The organism is Bradyrhizobium oligotrophicum S58 (assembly GCF_000344805.1).
GTDB lineage: Bacteria > Pseudomonadota > Alphaproteobacteria > Rhizobiales > Xanthobacteraceae > Bradyrhizobium > Bradyrhizobium oligotrophicum.
This window is the reverse complement of the sequence record NC_020453.1, coordinates 1,321,253-1,339,221: the sequence shown is the minus strand read 5'-3', so window position 1 is coordinate 1,339,221 and position 17,969 is coordinate 1,321,253. Positions and strand designations below refer to the sequence as shown.

Sequence of the window (17,969 nt, the reverse complement as noted above, 5' to 3'; positions counted from 1 at the left end):
ACTACGGAGAAGCGCCGCTGGTTTGCTCTTCGACGGCAGCTTGCCGACGGCGCCGCCGCCGTATCGGCAAGCAGAAATTAGCACTTGGTCCGCACAGTTCCCGGCACGCGCGTAACGCTGTCGAGGCGCATGATGGAGCATCTGGCGGCCTATTGGTCGAGGGCGGAGCTGGAGACGAACGGGATTCTGCTGCTGCACCTGATGGGTGCAGCGGCCGTCGGCCTGCTGCTGGGTTATGAGCGCACCTATCACGGACGCGCCGCCGGCATGCGAACCTACGCGCTGGTCTGCGTCGCATCGACCTTGCTGACGGCGATCAACGGCTTTCCCGGCAGCTGGTATGGCGGCATGGCGGTGTCGCCGACCGTGTCCGACCCGACGCGCGTGATCCAGGGCCTGATGACCGGCATCGGCTTCCTCGGCGCCGGCGTCATCATCAAGGACGGCTTCACCATCCGCGGCGTGTCGACCGCCGCCTCGATCTGGATGACGTCGGCCATCGGCGTCATCATCGGCATCGGCTTCTACGGCACCGCGCTGTGTGCCACCGCATTGTCGCTGGCCGCGATGACCCTGCTCGGCGCGGTCGAGCAATGGCTGCCGCATCAGACCACGCTGGCGCTGTCGATCGTCTACCGCCACGGCCTGCAGCCGAGCGAGACCGAATTGCGCGAATGCATGCGGGCCTATGGGTTCGACGTGCTGGACTGGTGCTACGAGTACAGCGAGGCGAAACGGCAATTCCATTTCGAGCTGGTGCTGCAAGCCGCCGGCCATTTCGAGACCGCCCAGATGGCGCGCGACCTGTCGGGCGCCGAAGACGTCGTCGAATTCCGCCTGGCGCCGTCAAGGGCGTGAGGGCGGAGCGCGTAGCCGGATGAGCTCGGCGACATCCGGGACCTTCCGTGTGTCCCGAGAGTGCGCGCGGTCTAGAGTGGCTTGAGCGCCGCCGCGCGCGCATCCGCAGTTCGGTCCACCGCCTCGATCTTAGCAAGCGAGAGGCCGTTCGTCGCGCGATGTTTGCGTAAGATGTCCAACCCCAAGTAAACGCCAGCGAGCGCATCGCGCGAATTGACCTTCATGGCCATTTCACTCAACAGCGTCAGCGCACGTATTGCCGGTGCGACACGCGCAATGAAGTCACCCACGGCGAAAGCGACTTTCTCGTCTGACAGATGCCCAAAGCTGGCGTCGAGGCATGCAAAGAAGCGCTCCAGCTGAGGTTCCGACAATTTCTCGCGTTCGAGATAGAACTCCATCAGCAGCCATTCCAGCCCCGGCCGCTTGGCCAGGGTCGGATCGGACAGGATACGACAGACGAAATCGACATGTCCGTCCGACATTGGCGCGAAGGTCAGGAGCGACTCTCCGAACTCGTCGGAAATTACTCTCAAAACCTTTCGCGCCCGAGATGGTTCGGCCTCGATCAAACGACAATATGCCTGGTCGAAATCCAACGGAGGCTCCTTGAAAAGCTCGCACGGCGGGCAAGTAAATCAAGACTGATCAGCGCTGTTGCCGCACCGTCATTGCGAGCGCAGCAAAGTGGAAAAGACTGGATTGCTTCGCTTCGCTCGCAATGACAGTGCCACGGGATAACGATAGGAATCCTTAAGCCGACGGGCAAATCAAACTGACGCCACGCTCGTTTGGTCGGGGGTCTCATTGGAGAAGCACGCCTCGTGGGACTATTCGGCGCCTGCTCCGAAAAACCAAATTCATCAGTCCCCTCAACCTGATTTGCCCTGTCCAGTCCCCGCGCGAAAAATATTTCTATTTCTTTTTTTCAGAAACCACGCTTATCTCTCCGCATCCCGTCCCACACGAGGGACAGTTCGCGACCGTCACGGACGTCGGGTGCGAGATGCGGTGGGCGCTTTGGGCTGCGGCGTGAGCGATCATGTCGACGGACAGTCTCGAGGCGCACGGCCAAGCCGTGGGGTCCTGGCATCCCGATGCTGATGCCACGCTTGCGACAGCGCCAACGCGCTGCGTGGGCAACGGTGACCAAAAGCCCGGCGCACCGGGGAGACCACGGAGCAACCGTAGAGCCATCGCGCAGGGAAGGCCGGAGTGTCCGGCTGAGCCTGTGGTACCTGCCGCCTGCATTTTTTCTGCAGGCGGGCCATGGGTGCAGCCCGCACCCGGCCTTCCCTGCGCCCCTCGTTATTCGAGGCGTTCAACTGGCAAAACTCGGACGCAAACAGGCGCCGCGAGGACGAAGCCGTATGAGGTGCGTCGTCAATGCGTTGGACAGCGCCTTCCACAAACACAGCCGTCATCGCATGACTCCGACCGGGCTATGACGGCGGAGTGATCAGTTGCAAATGATCCTGTAGTTGCAAACAACGAATGCGGCCACAATTGTCATTGCGAACGAAGCGAAGCACTCCAGAATTTCTCGGCGACAGCCTGGATTGCTTCGGCGCAAGGGCTCCTCGCAAGGACGGTGGATGGAGTGAGGACGCCCAACCCGCGCTGTCGTCCCGGCGAACGCCGGGATCCATAGCCACCGGTCGGGCTGAGACGATGACTGGTAGTTGCGCCTCACCGATGGATTCCGCGGTATGGGTCCCGGCGTTCGCCGGGACGACATCGGAGGATGACGCGCCTTTGGTGGCCCACGTGCCACCGGCCCCCATGCGCGCCCCTACCGCGCCTTCTCCGCCCGGCTCAGCAGAAACACGCCCTGCTCGCCGAACATGTTCCAGAACCACCAGGGCATGGCGAAGCGCAGCGGGCGGCCGTAGCTGTCGAGCGCGACGGCGCGCTCCATCTTGACGCCGATCTCGTCGCAGAGCTGGACGAAATCCTTGATGGTGCAGAAATGGATGTTGGGCGTGTCGTACCAGGTGAACGGCAGATTGTCGGTGCGCGGCATGTGGCCGCCGACAAGCAACTGCAGCCGCAATCGCCAGAAGCCGAAATTCGGGAAGGTGACGATGGCACGTCGGCCGATGCGCAGCAGATTCTCCAGCACGACCTTGGGCTGACGCGTCGCCTGCAGCGTCTGCGACAGGATCACGTAGTCGAAGGCGTCGTCGGGATAGTCGACCAGATCGGTGTCGGCGTCGCCCTGCACCACCGCCAGACCCTTGGCGACGCAGTGGTTGACCCCCTCGCGCGACAGCTCGATGCCGCGGCCGTCGATGCCGCGGCTCTCCAGCAGTTGCAACAGATCACCATCGCCGCTGCCGATGTCGAGCACCTTGGAGCCGCGCTCGACCATGCCGGCGACCAGCAGATGATCGGGCCGATAGGCCAGCACCTCGCCGCCGGAAAAACCGTTCAGCGGCAGAACGCCCTGCTGCATGCTCATGTCTCAGCCTCCCGTCGCGACCTTGAGGCCGCGCGCCTTGCCGGCGGAATCGAGAAAGGCGCTGGCGATCTCGAAGAACTCGGGGACGTCGAGCAGGAACGCGTCGTGCCCCCTGTCGGTCTCAATCTCGGCGAACGACACCCGCGCGCTGGAGGCGTTGAGCGCATGCACCAGCGCGCGCGACTCCGCGGTCGGAAACAGCCAGTCGCTGGTGAACGACACCACGCAGAAGCGGGTCTTGATGCCGCGGAACGCCGCCGCCAGCACGCCGTCATGATCCGCGGCGATGTCGAAATAGTCCATCGCCCGCGTCAGATAGAGATAGGAATTGGCATCGAAACGCTCGACAAAGGACGAGCCCTGGTAGCGCAGATAGCTCTCCACCTGGAAGTCGGCATCGAACGAGAACGTCGGCAGCTCGCGGTCCTGCATGCGGCGGCCGAACTTGCGATGCAGCGCGGCGTCGGACAGATACGTGATGTGCGCGGCCATCCGCGCCACCGCGAGCCCGCGATGCGGATGAATGCCCTTGGCGGCATAGCCGCCGTGATCCCAGTCGGGATCGGCCATCACGGCCTGGCGGCCGAGCTCGTGGAACGCGATGTTCTGCGCCGAGTGCCGCGTCGCGCAGGCGATCGCGAGCGTCGCAAACACGCGGGCAGGATAGGCCACCGTCCATTGCAGTGCCTGCATGCCGCCCATGGAGCCACCGACCACGGCGAACAGCGTGTCGATGCCGAGATGATCGATCAGCATCGCCTGCGCGCGCACCATGTCGGGGATGGTGATGATTGGAAAATCCAGCCCCCACACCTTGCCGGTGGCCGGGTTCAGCGAGGCCGGCCCGGTGGAGCCCATGCAGCCGCCGATCACGTTGGAGCAGATGATGAAGTAGCGCGCGGGATCGAGCGGGCGGCCGGGGCCGACGAGTGTCTCCCACCAACCCGGCTTGCCGGTCACCGGATGGCGGTTGGCGACGTGCTGATCGCCGGTCAGCGCGTGGCAGATCAGGACCGCGTTCGACTTGTCGGCGTTGAGCTCGCCATAGGTCTGATAGGCGATCTGGAACGGCGCGAGATCGACGCCGCAATCGAGCCTGAGCGGCTTGGTCGCATCGAACCGCGCGACCAGCGAGCTCGGATGATCGACCTCGTGCGAACGCTCGTCCGGCGCGACCGGGCGCAGCGCGGATGCGGACGTCGCAGATTTGGACGTCGCAGATTTCGACTTGGGCGTCAGGCCTGTCATGTCTTTCACCCCGGCCCTCCGGCCAGAGCTCCCGAACCATTTGACATATCAGGCCAACAAAAACCCGGCCTGAACTGGGGTTCGGCCGGGATCGAAAACGTCCCCGGCCTGTTTAGCGAGTTTTTTAACGTGGCTGCAAGCCGGCCGGCTCAAATGACCACGGAACAGGCAGAAACTAGTCCCGCGGGCGCTCCTCGTCAAGGCAAGCTGGGGTTGATCGATCCGGCACCCCGGGGCTGCAGGTCAGCCAAGCCTCGGCCGCACAGGGTAAACTTGCTGTTGCGCAGGTCCCCCGCATCGGAGAGAACGGCAGCCGTTCCTTGTGGCCGCGCGTTTCCCGTGGCCTGCCGAAGAGTGACACGGACCATGTCGAACCCGCCGCCCGCCCCGCCCTCGCTCGCCGATCTGCGCAAGGAAATCGACGCCATCGACGAGCAGGTTCATCAGCTTCTGATGAACCGGGCCGACATCATCGACCGGCTGATCAAGGTCAAGAAGACCCAGGAGGTCGGCTCGGCGTTCAGGCCCGCACGCGAGGCCGACATGATGCGCCGCCTGGTGCAGCGCCATCGCGGCATCCTGCCGCTCGACACGGTCGAGGGCATCTGGCGCGTGATCGTCTCGACCTTCACTTATGTGCAGGCGCCGTTCTCGGTTCACGCCGACGTGTCGGTCGGTGAATCCGCGATGCGCGACTCCGCCCGGTTCCATTTCGGATTCGTCGTGCCCTATGTCGCGCATTTCAGCGCCCAGGCCGCGGTGGAAGCGGTAGCGCGCTCGAAGGGCGATCTAGCCTTGGTGTCGACGACGTCGGGCCATACACCGTGGTGGATCACGCTGGAGCCCGCGGGTGCGCCGAAGATCATTGCGCGAATGCCTTTCATCCAGCGCGCCGACCATCCGGCCGCGCTGCCGGTGTTCGCAGTGTCACGCGTCGCTGATGATGCGCTGGTGCTGGAGGTTGAGACCTGGAGCATCCGCGTCTCCGGCTGGAATGCGCAGGTCTCGCGCGCGCTGTCGCCGCTCGCCGACGTGATTGCGGTGCCCGATACCGCCTTCGATGGCGCCGCATTGCTGGTGTCGATCGAGGCGCCGTCGCACCTCGACAGCATCAAGGCAGCCCTGATCGCCGCGGGTGCCTCGGTGCGCTCGACGGCTCTCGTCGGCGGCCATGCAAAACGTTATACGGTTCCGAGCTGAGACGCCCTGCGCCAGTGATGATTTTCCGGAGTTGATGATGTCCCGCCCCGTGCCGAATCCCGGCATCCTTGACATTGCGCCCTACACGCCGGGCAAGAGCCCGACGCCCGAGCCGGGCCGCAAGGTGTTCAAGCTCTCCGCCAACGAGACGCCGTTCGGTCCCTCGCCGAAGGCGATCGAAGCGTTCAAGAGCGCGGCCACGCATCTGGAGGATTATCCGGAAGGCACCTCGCGGATCCTGCGCGAGGCGATCGGCCGCACCTATGGGCTCGACCCCGACCGCATCGTCTGCGGCGCCGGCTCCGACGAGATTCTCAATCTGCTCGCGCATACGTTCCTCAGCCAGGGTGACGAGGCGATCTCGACCGCGCACGGCTTCCTGGTCTATCCGATCGCGACCATGGGCTGCGGCGCCAGGAACGTGGTTGCCGCCGAGACCGAATATCGCACCGACGTCGACGCGATCCTCGCTGCGGTGACGCAGCGCACCAAGCTGGTCTGGCTCGCCAACCCGAACAACCCGACCGGCACCTACATCCCGTTCGACGAGGTCAAGCGACTGCGCGCCGGCCTGCCCTCGCATGTCGTGCTGGTGCTCGATGCAGCCTATGCGGACTACGTCTCGCGCAACGACTACGAGTTCGGCATCGAGCTGGTGGCGACCACCGAAAACACTGTGGTCACGCACACGTTTTCCAAGATCCACGGCCTCGCTGCACTGCGCGTCGGCTGGATGTTCGGTCCCGCCCACATCGTCGATGCCGTCAATCGCATCCGCGGGCCGTTCAACGTGTCGACGCCGGCGATGCTGGCGGCGGTGGCCGCGATCGAGGACACCGCGCATCAGCAGATGTCGAAGACGCACACCGAGACGTGGCGCAACTGGCTGACCGAGGAAATCGGCAAGCTCGGGCTGAAGGTGACGCCGAGCGTTACCAATTTCATCCTGATCCACTTCCCGAGCGACAAGGGCAGGACCGCGGCCGAGGCTGACGCATTCCTGACCCGGCGCGGCCTCGTGCTGCGCGCGCTCGCCAACTACAAGCTGCCGAACGCCTTGCGCATGACGATCGGCACCGAAGAGGCCAACCGTCTGGTGGTCGACGCGCTCAGCGAATTCATGGGGCCGAAGTGACAGTCGCGGGAAGATTCGAACGCATCGCGCTGATCGGCTTCGGCCTGATCGGCGGCTCGATCGCGCGCGCGGCGCGCCTCCAGGGCGTGGCCGGCGAGATCGTCACCACGGCGCGCTCCGAGAAGACACGTGCCCGCGTCGCCGAGCTCGGCATCGTCGATCGCGTGCTGGCGAGCAACGCCGAAGCCGTGAAGGATGCCGACCTCGTCATCCTCTGCATTCCCGTCGGCGCCTGTGGGCCGGTCGCGGAGGAGATCGCGCCGCATCTGAAGCCGGGCGCGATCATCTCGGATGTCGGCTCGGTCAAGGGTGCTATCGTCCGCGACATGGCTCCGCATCTGCCGGCCAACGTCCACTTCGTGCCGGCGCATCCGGTGGCCGGCACCGAGAACTCGGGTCCGGACTCCGGCTTCGCCGAGTTGTTCATCAACCGCTGGTGCATCCTGACGCCGCCGGACGGCGTCGACGCCGACGCGATCGATCGTCTCCGTGCGTTCTGGGCCGCGCTCGGCGCCAAGGTCGAGATCATGACGCCGGATCATCACGACCGCGTGCTCGCGATCACCAGCCATTTGCCGCATCTGATCGCCTACACCATCGTCGGCACTGCCGACGAACTGGCGCAGGTCACGGAGTCCGAAGTCATCAAGTTTTCGGCCGGCGGCTTCCGCGACTTCACCCGCATCGCAGCCTCCGACCCGACGATGTGGCGCGACATTTTCCTGAGCAACAAGGACGCGGTGCTCGACATGCTCGGCACCTTCACCGAAGACCTGTCGAAGCTGACGCGGGCGATCCGGCGCGGCGACGGCGAGGCGCTGTTCGACCACTTCACCCGCACCCGCGCGATCCGCCGCGGCATCGTCGATATCGGGCAGGATTCGGCAGCGGCGGATTTCGGCCGTCCGCTGCCACAGATCAAGAAGTCCTGAGATCAGAACAGCGGAGGGACGCGGGCGACCTTGAACGGACCGAGCACGACGACGCCATCGGCGAAGCGCAACGGGAACGTCCGCGCCTTGCGGCCCTCGAGCGTGGTCTCCTTGCCGAGCGCGTTGATGCCGAGCGCGACGCCGACATTGGCGTTCTGCTTGACGACCTTGCCGAGGCCGGGAATGGCGCGGTCGAGCGCGCCTAACAGGTTGTTGACGTCCTGCGATTTCACGCCCGGCGCGACGCGATCGAGCGTTCCCTGCGGCACGCCGTTTTCGAGCATCTTGTCGAGGCCGAGCGCCGGAATGACCTTTTCGATCCCGGCCACCGTCATCTGTACCTCGCCGTCGATCCCGCCATTGGCGGTCAGCGTCAGCGTGCCCGAGGCGATGGCCAGCAATTCGCCCTGCTGGATGCGCGACTCGACGATCTCGACATGACCGCCGGCCGCCTGGATCTCGCGAAACCGCTCCGGCCAGGGTTTTGGACGGAAGTCTCTGAGCCCCGTGACGCGCGCCTGGATGTCGGTGTTGAAGGGTTCAGCAAGCAGCGGATGGCTGCCCTGGATGCTGCCGCTCGCGATCTGCAGCGCCGTCTCCAGCACCGGATGATCCGACGGCGTGCCCTCGGCCAGACGCCCGTGCAATTCGGCGTGATCGGCCCGCGCCGCCGGCACGGCAGCCCCACCCTCGATGCGGTCGATGGTCGGCTGCTCGAACACGAGATCGGCGCGCTGCGGCGGCCCCGGGAGGCCACGAACGCTGGCTTCGCCGACGCGCCAGTTGACATTGAACGAGGCCGGACCGCGGCCGTCGGCGATAACAGCCGGTCCCTTGAATTCTGCGATGACCCGCTTCGGGTCCCACACCTGCGCGACGACGAGGATCTCGTCGAGCTTGGCATTCATCAACGGCGTGCCGGCGGCCTGCGAAAACAGGGCTACGCTCGGATCCGCACAGCGGACCTCGAGCCGGAACGGAAAGCCGGCGACCGAGCGGTTCGCGCAATCATAGACGCGGCCCGCTTTCGCTTCGCGCGCGCGCCAGGCATCGGCCTGGACATCCACTTGCGAAGCGGCGAAGAACCAGAATGCGCTCCACGCAACGGCGGCGATCAGGAGCAGGACGGGAGCTATGAAAAGCCCCCAGCGAGAGCGCCTGCGCGGCGGTTGCGACAAACGAGACATGCAGGACACCCTTTGGGCAGCAAATTAGGCGATTCCGCGATCACGGATTGTGTACTTAAGTTAACAATTCGCGATCACACACTTAGGCTTCCGCAGTGATGTCCGCAATGACCCTGTCCGACCGCGACCTTCCCCACGGCGACCTCTGGGTCTTTGGCTACGGCTCGCTGATGTGGCGCCCCGGGTTCGCGTTTCTCGAGCAGGTGCCGGCACGGCTGATCGGCGAGCATCGTGCGCTGTGCGTGTATTCCTTCGTCCATCGCGGCACGCCGGAGAAGCCCGGCCTCGTGCTCGGCCTCGATCGCGGCGGCGCGTGTCGCGGCATTGCGTTTCGGGTGGCAGCAGACAAACGCGACGAGACGATCGCGTATTTGCGCGCGCGTGAGCAGGTGACCTCGGTGTATCGCGAAGTGACGCGTGCGGTGTGGCTGGAGAACGACGCCCGCGAGCGGGTGAGCGCGCTGGTCTACGTGGTCGACCGCGGTCACATCCAATATGCCGGCCGGCTGTCGCCGCAGGAGCAGTTGCGCCATGTGCGCCAGGGCCACGGCCAGTCGGGCGCCAACCGCGACTACGTGCTCTCGACCGTGAAGGCGATCGAGGCGCAGGGCTTTCGCGACACGCAGTTGCACCGGCTGGCAATGATGCTGCACGACGGCGGCCATTCGCTGCATCCGACGCCGAAAGATGCGACATAGACCCTTTCAGGGTTTCACCGTCGCTGGCACGCGGCCGAACAGCTTCGCCTGCTCTGCCTGCCCCGCGTCGACGAGACGATTGGTCGCATCCTCGATCACGGTCTCGATGCGGGTCATGAATTCGTCCCGCGGCAGCCCCGGCGGAAGCGGATCGAGAAACTCCATCACCAGCGTGCCGGGATAGCGCAGGAAGGTCCGGCGCGGCCAGAACAGCCCGGAATTGAGCGCCACCGGCAGACACGGCACGCCGCAATCGACGTAGATCAAGGCGACGCCGGCCTTGTACTGCGGCGGAGCGCCCGGTGGACGCCGCGTCCCCTCCGGAAAGATCAGGAACTGGCGGCCATGCTTCACCTCTTCCGCCGCCCGCCGCATCACCTTCTTCAAGGCGCGGGCGCCGGAGCTGCGATCGATCGCGACCATGTTCGCCTTGACCAGATATTGCCCGAACAAGGGAATGCGCAGCAGCTCACGCTTCAGCACGAAAAACGGCTGATCGAAGAACTGCAGCAGCGAGATGGTTTCCCACATCGACTGGTGCTTGGCGGCGATGATCAACGGTCCCTTCGGGATCTTCTCGACGCCGCGATACTCGACGCGGATGTTGCAGATGATGCGCATCAACACGATGTTGCTCTGCGCCCACCAGTTCGCGACCCGCAGCACCGCCCGGCGCGGCATCAGAAGCGTCGGCAGCGCGACCAGCAGCCAGAACACGAAGTTCGGGTAAAACAGGATGTTGAACAGCAGCGAACGCAGGAAGATCGAGACCATCAGAAACCCAGTTAATTGGCTTGCGCCGTCGCCGGACGGCGCGACACCGAGCCGGTCGGCTGCTCGGCCTCGGGCGCGAGATCGAGGCCGAGATCGGCGAGCCGCAGCCGCGCTTCGGCTGCGACATATTTGGCATATTCGGACAGCAGAAGCCGAAGCGTCGGCCCGCTGGTCCACCACGGCTCGTCGCGCCACTTCTCGCCGACCACCGCATAGGGAATGAGGTCGATGCTCGGCATTGCATGCGAGAGTTCGACGATCGCGCGCGGCATGTGATAGTTCGACGTCACCACGATCAGCGACCTGAAGCCGCGCTCGGCGGCCCATCGCCGCGTCTGGGCTGCATTGCTGCGGGTGTTGATCGCCGAGTAATCCAGATCGACGCAACAATTGATGAACGACCGCGCCTCGGGCAGCGACCGGGTGATGTCGCTGGCCTCGTTGGTCGGGTGCACGCCGGAAATCAACAGCCTCCTGCCATAGCCGCCCGCCAGCAGTTCCACCGCGTCCGACACCCGTGACGAGCCGCCGGTCAGAACCACGATGCCGTCGGCCTTGCGCTCGGGCTTGATCTCCGCGCCGCGCAATTGCGACAGGAAACCCACGAAACCGACCCCCGCGACGAAGAAGCCGACCGCGAGCGTGGCGACGAGGCCCGCGAGCGCCCGGCCCACCACCACGATGAGCGACAGCTTGCGCCGGCTATTGTCGGTCCTTGGCCCCATGCAACGCCTGGCGATCCCTTGCCTGCCTGCGCGCGGCGCCATGCCGTCGCGCGATCCCGTCGTTCAAGTCCGGGAGTGCAGGCAGGTTTCGCCGCCATCCCGATCACGTTCCGTTGCCGCCGATCCTGGCGCGCGACGTCCTGCGTGTTCGTGACCCAGCTCACCCCGCCGTGCCTCACCCCGACGCAAACGATTTTAGGCGGTTTTCGGGCCAAGTGAAATCCACACTGAGACGGCTGGGGACAGAAGCTGCCATCAGTCGATGCTCGCCAGGGTCGCGAACAGGGTCCGGCGTGCCGCCCAGCCGGTCACCGCGGCGATTACGACCGCCTGCAGCGCGATCGCGACATAACCGAGGGGACGCAGCGAGAACGTGCCGAGCAGCGCCGCGAACTGATCGCCGACCGGCGTGCCGGAGAACCAGTTGGCAATCGACTCCGAGAACCCGAAGCCGAGCATCGCCATCCCGCCGCCGATCACGCCGCCCTCGAGTCCGAGCTGCAGAAAGTGGCGCAGGAAGTGATTGGCGATGTAGCGGTCGCCGGCGCCGACGAAATGCAGCACCTCGACGATCGGCCGGTTCGCGGCCATGGCGCCGCGGGTCGCGAACGACACCGAGATGATGGTGGCCGCGATCACCAGCACCAGAATGCCAAATCCTGCAAACAGCGTCGCGCCGGTCATCGAGCGCATGCGCTCGATCCAGGCGCGGTGATCGTCCACGCTGGCGGTCGGCGCCACCTGGGTCACGCGGTTGCGCAGCGCGTTGAGATCGAAGCTGGTCCCGGGCTGCACGCGCGCGATGATGACGCGGGGCACCGGAAGCTCCTCGAACGACAGGCCGCTGCCGAGCCAAGGCTCCAGCAGCTTGCTGGATTCGTCCTTCGTGAACGGCCGGACCTCGACGATCCCGGACTGCGCCCGCATCGCCTCCGTCACCAGGGCAATGTCGCGCTCGAGATCGCGGCCAGTCTTGGGGCGAACCTGCACCGTGATCTCGCTCGCCACCTCCGACTGCCACTCGGCCGCGGACTCGCTGACCAGCAGCACGCCGCCGGTCGTGATCGAGGCCAGGAAGGTCATGATCGCGACCACGGCGACGAGCGCGCGGCCCGCGATCGATGCGCGCGGCACGATGGGTGACACGATGCGGGCCTGAGCCGGCAGTTGCGGGCGGTCGTCGCCCAGATCGACCAGGAGGCCGCGATCGTCGACGCTACTCATAGATGTGCAATCGTCCCTGATGCAGCACCAGCCGGCGGGCCTCGTACTGGTCCATCAGCGTGATGTCATGGGTTGCGATGATCACCGCCGTACCCGAGCGGTTCAGTTCGATGAATAGCCGCAGAAGGCGGCGGCCCAGTGTCGGATCGACGTTGCCGGTCGGCTCGTCCGCAAGCAGCAGTTGCGGCCGCGAGATCACGGCGCGCGCAATCGCCGCGCGCTGCTTCTCACCGCCCGACAGGATCGGCGGCAGCGCATCCATGCGCTCGCCGAGGCCGACCCATTTCAGGAGGTCGATCACCTCCTTGCGGTAGCTCGACTCGTCCCGCCCCATCACGCGAAACGGCAGCGCCACGTTTTCATAGGTCGTCATGTGGTCGAGCAGCCGGAAATCCTGCAGCACGATGCCGATGCGCTTGCGTAAATCGGCGATCTCCTCCTTGCTCAGGAGCGAGATGTCGTAGCCGAACAGATTGACCAGCCCCCGGGTCGGCCGCAGCGACAGGAACAGGAGTTTCAGCAGCGAGGTCTTGCCGGCGCCCGACGGGCCGGTGAGAAACTGGAAGGAATGGGCCGGAATCTGGAAACTGAGGTCGCGGAGGATCTCCGGCCCCAGTCCATAGCGCAGTCCGACATTTTCGAACCGAACCAAAGCCTCAGCTCCGTTCGACGGCGTGCATGGCCCATCCGCCCGTAAGAAGTCCGGCGGTACGATGGCCCGATTGAGCGCCCGTTATGGTTTCCGGTTCGTTAACGGTTGCCATGTACCAATGGCACGATTGAGTTCCGAAGTTCGTCGACATGGCGGTCCTTGTAGCACGAACTGTCGGAAACAAAGCGGCAATGGCCGTTGGAGAACAGGCGCGATGTTCATCGTTTGCCCCCATTGTGCGACATCTTATGCCATCGATCTGGCAACCCTTGGTATGGCTGGCCGCAGCGTACGCTGCTCCCGTTGCAAGGAGGTCTGGCTGGCGCATCCCGAGGACGCGGTCGAGGCTCCGGCACCGCTGCCGGCCATGGCCGAGGCCGGGGCCGGGGCGATATCCGCGCCGCGCGACGCAGCCGACGAGTGGGAAGCCCTCGCCCGAGAGGGCGATGACGACGAACGGCCGCCCGAGGTGGATAGTCCGCCCCTGGCCGCCGGCTGGCCCGAGGACGCGCTCGCGGAGTCCGACGACGACACCGAAGCGGCCGAGCAGCCGGCAGAGAGCAGGGCCTCGCGTCTCGCCGGTCTCGGCAGGCTCCTCAGGCGCCCGGCTTTGCCGGATTTCCCAGGCAAGAGGGTGTTGAACCTGCCGGTGCTGACGGCTGCCATGGCGGTGCTCACGATTGCGCTGGTGGTATGGCGTGCCGACGTGGTCAGGCTGATGCCCCAGACGGCCTCGTTCTACAAGCTGGTCGGGCTCGAGGTGAACCTGCGCGGCCTCTCCTTCAAGGACCTGAAGGTGGCGACCGAAACCGTCGACGGCAAGCCGGTGCTGGTGATCGAAGGGACGATCGTCAGCCTGACGAAGAAACCGGTCGACCTGCCCCGGCTCCGCTTCAGCGTCCGTGACGCGCAGGGCACCGAGATCTACGCCTGGAACGCGCTGCTCGAACAGACCATGCTGAAGCCGGGCGAGCGCACCGTGTTCAAGTCGCGTCTGGCCTCGCCCCCTCCCGAAGGCCGCAATATCGATATACGGTTCTTCAACCGGCGCGATCTGGCCGCCGGCAGTGCATGATGATTGTGGTCTCGTGGGTCGCCCGCGGGGCCCACGAGACGGAGACGAAACGGCATGTCGCGCGTCCTGATCGCCGACGACGAAGAATCGATGCGGACGCTGGTCGCGCGCGCCATTGCGATGGACGGTCATGACACCGTGACGGCGCAGGATGGCGCCGAGGCCCTCGACATCCTCACCCGCGAGAATGGCGCCTTCGACCTGCTGCTGACCGACATCCAGATGCCGATCATGGATGGCATTGCCCTGGCACTGTCGGCCGCGCGTGATTTTCCTGACCTCACCATCCTGCTGATGACCGGCTTTGCCCATCAGCGCGAGCGGGCATCGAATCTCAGCGCCATCGCTCATGACGTCATCACCAAGCCGTTCTCGATCGCCGACATCCGGACCGCCGTCGCCGACGCGCTGGCGTCGAAGGCGGCGAAGACTTAGGTCGTGCGGATCGTGCGGCACCGCCAGCGTGTCGCATCACCGGCTGCGTGGACTGTTCGCAGTGATCCTCGATGGCGCTCCACTTTCCGCTCTCGTCCCGGCGAACGCCGGGACCCATAACCACCGGCGGTCCTTGAGACGCGTTGCTGGTCCTCCATCGTGCTCAATCCCACCTCCCTGTGGATCCCGGGTCGGCGCCGCCACCGCGCTTACGCGCGCTGACGGCTTGCCCGGGACGACATTGGAGTGTGTCGCGAGTGCGAGGATTCCACTCTCGCTTTGCGCCTCGCGAATGTTCGTCGAGAGGAGATGAACCCTCTCTCATCCGTCATTGCGGGGCGGGCATCTCGTCTCCTAATTCACGCGGTTGCACGCGTTCGCATTCCCGCGGCAGATCTTGCCCGAGCTTTGCCGGTCGTTGTCGCCCTCCTCAGGTCGGAGGGCGCAGGGAATGCCGGGTGAAGGCCTCACCCATGGCCCGCCTGCGAAAAAATGCAGGCGGCAGGTACCACAGGTGCTGCCGATCATCCGGCATTCCCTGCGCGACAGTCTTAACGCTTACTTCGCGCTCTCCCCGGGGACCGGCTTGATTGCCCCCGTCGTCAACGCAGCGCATCAAGCGCTGGCGTCGACTTGACCTCGGCACCGGGAGATCAGGACCACACGACTTCACGTCCGCAAGCTGCCGTTCGTCCGCGTAGCAAGCTACGCTGCGGCACCTCGCGGCCATCGCCTCCCCGCCTCGCGTGTCGTGACGATCGCGCGCAACGCCCCTCCGAGTGAGGCGGGATGCGCGGAAACATCGTCCTGATTTGCCCGACGACACAAGGGCTCACGCTGCGACAAACTGGCTCGACGGGCAGTTTGCGCAGAGCTGTCATGATTGGATTGCCCGTCGTGCGCGACATCCCACACTCAGCCGACGCTTCCGATCGCTTACTCTACGCGCCCGCCGAACAGGGACACGAAGCGGTCGATATTGTGCTCGCGCAGACCGAACAGCCAATAGCGAACCGGAATTTCCAGCGCGCCGATGCGGACGAGCCGTCCCGACGACAGCCACGGCTGTGCGGCGCGGTCTGAGACGAAGCCGATGTAACGGCCGCCGAGCAGCGCCGAGATCACGGCCGTGCTCGATGACAGCCTCAGCACGGGATGCGCCACGCGATCGGCCTCGACGCGGTGGGAGGCGAGAGCCGCGACCAGCGTCGGCGTCAGTTCGCCGTGCTCCCACAGCAAAGGCGCCTGCTCAGCGAGCGCCTTCCAACCGAGATCATCAGGCACCTCTCGCGCACGCTCCGGGTGACCGCAGAGCACCAGCCGGTCCGCGAACACCGCGACCTGCTGGAACTGAGGATGGCTCGGCATCGCGCTGGTCACTCCGGCGTCGGCCGTTCCGCGCATGACATAGGCGGCGACCTCGTTGACGCCTCCCCGGATGAGGTCCACACCATGCGCGCCGGAGCCATTCTCCCGCGCCAGCATTTGCGGCATCCAGAAGTCGTAGGCGTTCGCGGTGCAAGCAACGAGCGCGGAGGGCGAGAGGGGACGGCGGCCTTCGACGCGGCGCATCGTCAGTTCGACGTCACGGAGGATCCGTTCGGCCTCGTTCAGCAGAACCTGCCCCGCTTCGGTCAGCAAAAGCCTGCGACCCGAGCGGTCGAACAAGGGAACGTCGAGCTTCTCCTCGAGCTTCTTGATGGAGACGCTGACCGCCGATTGGGTGAGACCGAGCCGCTCCGCCGCATGGGTGAAGCTGCCGAAATGAGCGGCTTCGAGGAAGATCCTCATTTGCTCGAAGGTCATGGACTCTCCTGGGCCTCGGCGACATCCGGCTCGCCGCCGAATGCGCTCCCACGGACAAATTCGAACCAGTTCCCGAGCCGGGATGCCGTCAAACCAGTCACTCCCATGGCTTTCGATGAATTCGTTTCATCCTTGCAGGGACCAACATCAAAAGCGGCGCCGTATCATTCATACACTTCAGTGCGCATAAACTGAATGAATAAGTAGTTCTGAACTGCTTTCACGGCAGGCATTTCAGGACGCATTATCGATCAATTACGCTGTTATTTTCAGCACAAGCGCCGAGCGCCTGCGCGCGGCCCGTCTTGGCAGGACGCTTGCTAATTACTTCGCACGAGGTTTTCGAGCGAGGACAGCAAGGACATGCCGCCTGCTACTTCTGCGACACCGGCCGACGACGCATCGATCCACGATCGTGCTCCGCGAGCCTCCTACACAGCACGCGAGGTCGCCTGATGGAGTTCGGCATCTGGCTCCCGGTCTATGGCGGCTGGCTGCGTTCGCTGGACGCACCGACCGGGCCTGACGTCGCCGCCTGTCTCGCCATCGCCCAGCAGGCCGAGGCGCTCGGGTTCGACTTCCTCTACGCCTCGGAGAACCTGCTCAACTGCATCCATGGTCCGAGCGAGAGCGTCGCCGACGCCTGGAGCATTCTGGCAGCGATCGCCGCCGTCACCAGCAAGGTCGGGCTTTGCGGCGCCATCAAGCCCGGCTTCCGCTCGCCCTTCCTCGTCGCGCGCATGCTCGACACATTGTCGAAGATCGCGGAGCGCAGGCTCGGCATGAACATCGTGTGCGGCTGGTGGAAGGAGGAGTTCGATCTGTCCGGCGTCGACTGGCTGGATCACAACGGGCGCTACGATCGCGCGGGCGAATTCCTGCGCACGCTCTATGGCCTGTTCCAGCCGCCCGCCGAGATCGTCGAAACCGACGCTCTGCCGGGAGAGGCGCAGTCAATCGAGATCAAGCAGCCGCCCACCTACGGCCTGGACCAGAATGCTCTGCCCGAGGTCTGGATCGCGGGCCACTCCGACCGTGCCATGCAGATGGCGGCGGAATGGGGCCATTGCCTGTTCCTCAACGGCATGGGCGATGAGGAGCTGAAGCGGCGCATCGAGGCGGTGCGGCAGGAAGCCAACAGCTGGGGCCGGACGCTCCTGGTCGCAGCCAATGCCTATGTCATCGCCACGGAGACGACCGAGCAGGCGCAGCAGCGCTGGAAGACGGTGGTCGGACGTCGCAACGCTCAGACGATCGACTTTTTCCGCAAGGTCATCGGCAGCTCCGGCGCCGCCGCCTGGGCCGCGCTCGGCGAGGAGCAGATGGTCGATTCCAATGCCGGCTTCGAACTCGGCCTGATCGGTTCCTTCGAGGACATCCGCAATCGCATCCCCAGGCTGCAGGCGATGGGCCTCGATCGCATCGTCTGCCAGTTCGACGACCCGATGCGGGATGCCGGGCCTTTCATGAAGCAGGTGATCAGGCCGCTGCGGGACAATCGACTACTCGCCTTCGAAGGTCAGATGTCATGAGCCTCACCGAAGTGAGCATCACGCAGG

The 17,969-nt window shown here is 65.1% G+C and carries 17 protein-coding genes and 1 riboswitch; of the genes, 8 read left to right on the top strand and 9 right to left on the bottom strand.

Annotated elements, in window-relative coordinates; genetic code table 11:
* The first annotated feature begins 129 nt into the window (after positions 1 to 129).
* Positions 130 to 858 carry an MgtC/SapB family protein gene (locus S58_RS05760; protein ID WP_198409257.1) on the top strand — a complete coding sequence of 243 codons (729 nt, stop codon included), beginning with the start codon at positions 130 to 132 and terminating at the stop codon, positions 856 to 858.
* Positions 859 to 929: 71 nt separating this feature from the next.
* Here the strand turns inward: S58_RS05760 and S58_RS05755 are convergent, their stop codons facing one another.
* The 3 genes from S58_RS05755 to metX all read right to left on the bottom strand — a co-directional run bounded on the left by S58_RS05755 (position 930) and on the right by metX (position 4,576).
* Positions 930 to 1,457 carry a hypothetical protein gene (locus S58_RS05755; RefSeq protein ID WP_144058252.1) on the bottom strand — a complete coding sequence of 176 codons (528 nt, stop codon included), beginning with the start codon at positions 1,455 to 1,457 and terminating at the stop codon, positions 930 to 932.
* A gap of 1,193 nt (positions 1,458 to 2,650) precedes the next feature.
* Positions 2,651 to 3,319: a methionine biosynthesis protein MetW gene (metW, locus tag S58_RS05750; RefSeq protein WP_015664308.1), complete on the bottom strand. Its 669-nt coding sequence runs from the start codon at positions 3,317 to 3,319 to the stop codon at positions 2,651 to 2,653.
* A 3-nt stretch (positions 3,320 to 3,322) separates the two neighbouring features.
* A complete protein-coding gene (gene metX, locus S58_RS05745; RefSeq protein WP_015664307.1) occupies positions 3,323 to 4,576 on the bottom strand; it encodes a homoserine O-acetyltransferase MetX in 1,254 nt (417 codons plus the stop codon).
* An 82-nt stretch (positions 4,577 to 4,658) separates the two neighbouring features.
* Positions 4,659 to 4,738, bottom strand: a riboswitch (SAM riboswitch).
* 195 nt (positions 4,739 to 4,933) lie between these two features.
* Here metX and S58_RS05740 point away from each other — a divergent pair.
* The 3 genes from S58_RS05740 to S58_RS05730 are packed head-to-tail and all read left to right on the top strand — an operon-like array spanning position 4,934 to position 7,834.
* Positions 4,934 to 5,767, top strand: coding sequence for a chorismate mutase (locus tag S58_RS05740; protein WP_015664305.1), 834 nt, complete (start codon positions 4,934 to 4,936; stop codon positions 5,765 to 5,767).
* Between the two features lie 37 nt (positions 5,768 to 5,804).
* Positions 5,805 to 6,902, top strand: coding sequence for a histidinol-phosphate transaminase (hisC, locus tag S58_RS05735; protein WP_015664304.1), 1,098 nt, complete (start codon positions 5,805 to 5,807; stop codon positions 6,900 to 6,902).
* Entirely contained in the window at positions 6,899 to 7,834 is a 936-nt protein-coding gene (locus S58_RS05730; protein WP_015664303.1) for a prephenate/arogenate dehydrogenase family protein, read from the top strand. Before hisC ends, S58_RS05730 begins: the two co-directional genes overlap by 4 nt.
* A gap of 2 nt (positions 7,835 to 7,836) precedes the next feature.
* Here S58_RS05730 and S58_RS05725 read toward each other — a convergent pair whose 3' ends face one another.
* Positions 7,837 to 9,021: a DUF2125 domain-containing protein gene (locus S58_RS05725; protein WP_042338824.1), complete on the bottom strand. Its 1,185-nt coding sequence runs from the start codon at positions 9,019 to 9,021 to the stop codon at positions 7,837 to 7,839.
* Between the two features lie 98 nt (positions 9,022 to 9,119).
* On the opposite strand from S58_RS05725, the gene S58_RS05720 reads away from it, so the two are divergent.
* On the top strand, positions 9,120 to 9,719 hold the full coding sequence (locus tag S58_RS05720; RefSeq protein WP_042338822.1) for a gamma-glutamylcyclotransferase: 600 nt from the start codon (positions 9,120 to 9,122) through the stop codon (positions 9,717 to 9,719).
* 6 nt (positions 9,720 to 9,725) lie between these two features.
* On the opposite strand, the gene S58_RS05715 is transcribed toward S58_RS05720, so the two are convergent.
* From S58_RS05715 to ftsE, 4 genes are all read right to left on the bottom strand, one after another.
* The gene (locus S58_RS05715; protein ID WP_015664300.1) at positions 9,726 to 10,493 is read right to left on the bottom strand and encodes a lysophospholipid acyltransferase family protein; all 768 of its coding nucleotides are present in this window, start codon (positions 10,491 to 10,493) and stop codon (positions 9,726 to 9,728) included.
* An 11-nt stretch (positions 10,494 to 10,504) separates the two neighbouring features.
* Positions 10,505 to 11,170 (bottom strand): YdcF family protein, encoded by a 666-nt coding sequence (locus S58_RS05710; RefSeq protein WP_042340576.1) that lies wholly within the window; start codon positions 11,168 to 11,170, stop codon positions 10,505 to 10,507.
* A gap of 303 nt (positions 11,171 to 11,473) precedes the next feature.
* Entirely contained in the window at positions 11,474 to 12,442 is a 969-nt protein-coding gene (locus tag S58_RS05705) for a cell division protein FtsX (protein WP_015664298.1), read from the bottom strand.
* Complete coding sequence (gene ftsE / locus S58_RS05700) at positions 12,435 to 13,094, bottom strand: cell division ATP-binding protein FtsE (protein ID WP_006615648.1); 660 nt, start codon at positions 13,092 to 13,094, stop codon at positions 12,435 to 12,437. The genes S58_RS05705 and ftsE overlap by 8 nt, the downstream gene beginning before the upstream one ends.
* A gap of 214 nt (positions 13,095 to 13,308) precedes the next feature.
* Between ftsE and S58_RS05695 the strand changes: the two genes are divergently transcribed.
* Entirely contained in the window at positions 13,309 to 14,169 is an 861-nt protein-coding gene (locus S58_RS05695; RefSeq protein ID WP_015664297.1) for an MJ0042-type zinc finger domain-containing protein, read from the top strand.
* Between the two features lie 54 nt (positions 14,170 to 14,223).
* On the top strand, positions 14,224 to 14,604 hold the full coding sequence (locus S58_RS05690) for a response regulator (RefSeq protein ID WP_015664296.1): 381 nt from the start codon (positions 14,224 to 14,226) through the stop codon (positions 14,602 to 14,604).
* 936 nt (positions 14,605 to 15,540) lie between these two features.
* Here S58_RS05690 and S58_RS05685 read toward each other — a convergent pair.
* A complete protein-coding gene (locus tag S58_RS05685; RefSeq protein ID WP_015664295.1) occupies positions 15,541 to 16,410 on the bottom strand; it encodes a LysR family transcriptional regulator in 870 nt (289 codons plus the stop codon).
* 455 nt (positions 16,411 to 16,865) lie between these two features.
* On the opposite strand from S58_RS05685, the gene S58_RS05680 reads away from it, so the two are divergent.
* Positions 16,866 to 17,942: an LLM class flavin-dependent oxidoreductase gene (locus S58_RS05680; protein WP_015664294.1), complete on the top strand. Its 1,077-nt coding sequence runs from the start codon at positions 16,866 to 16,868 to the stop codon at positions 17,940 to 17,942.
* Positions 17,943 to 17,969: the final 27 nt, after the last annotated feature.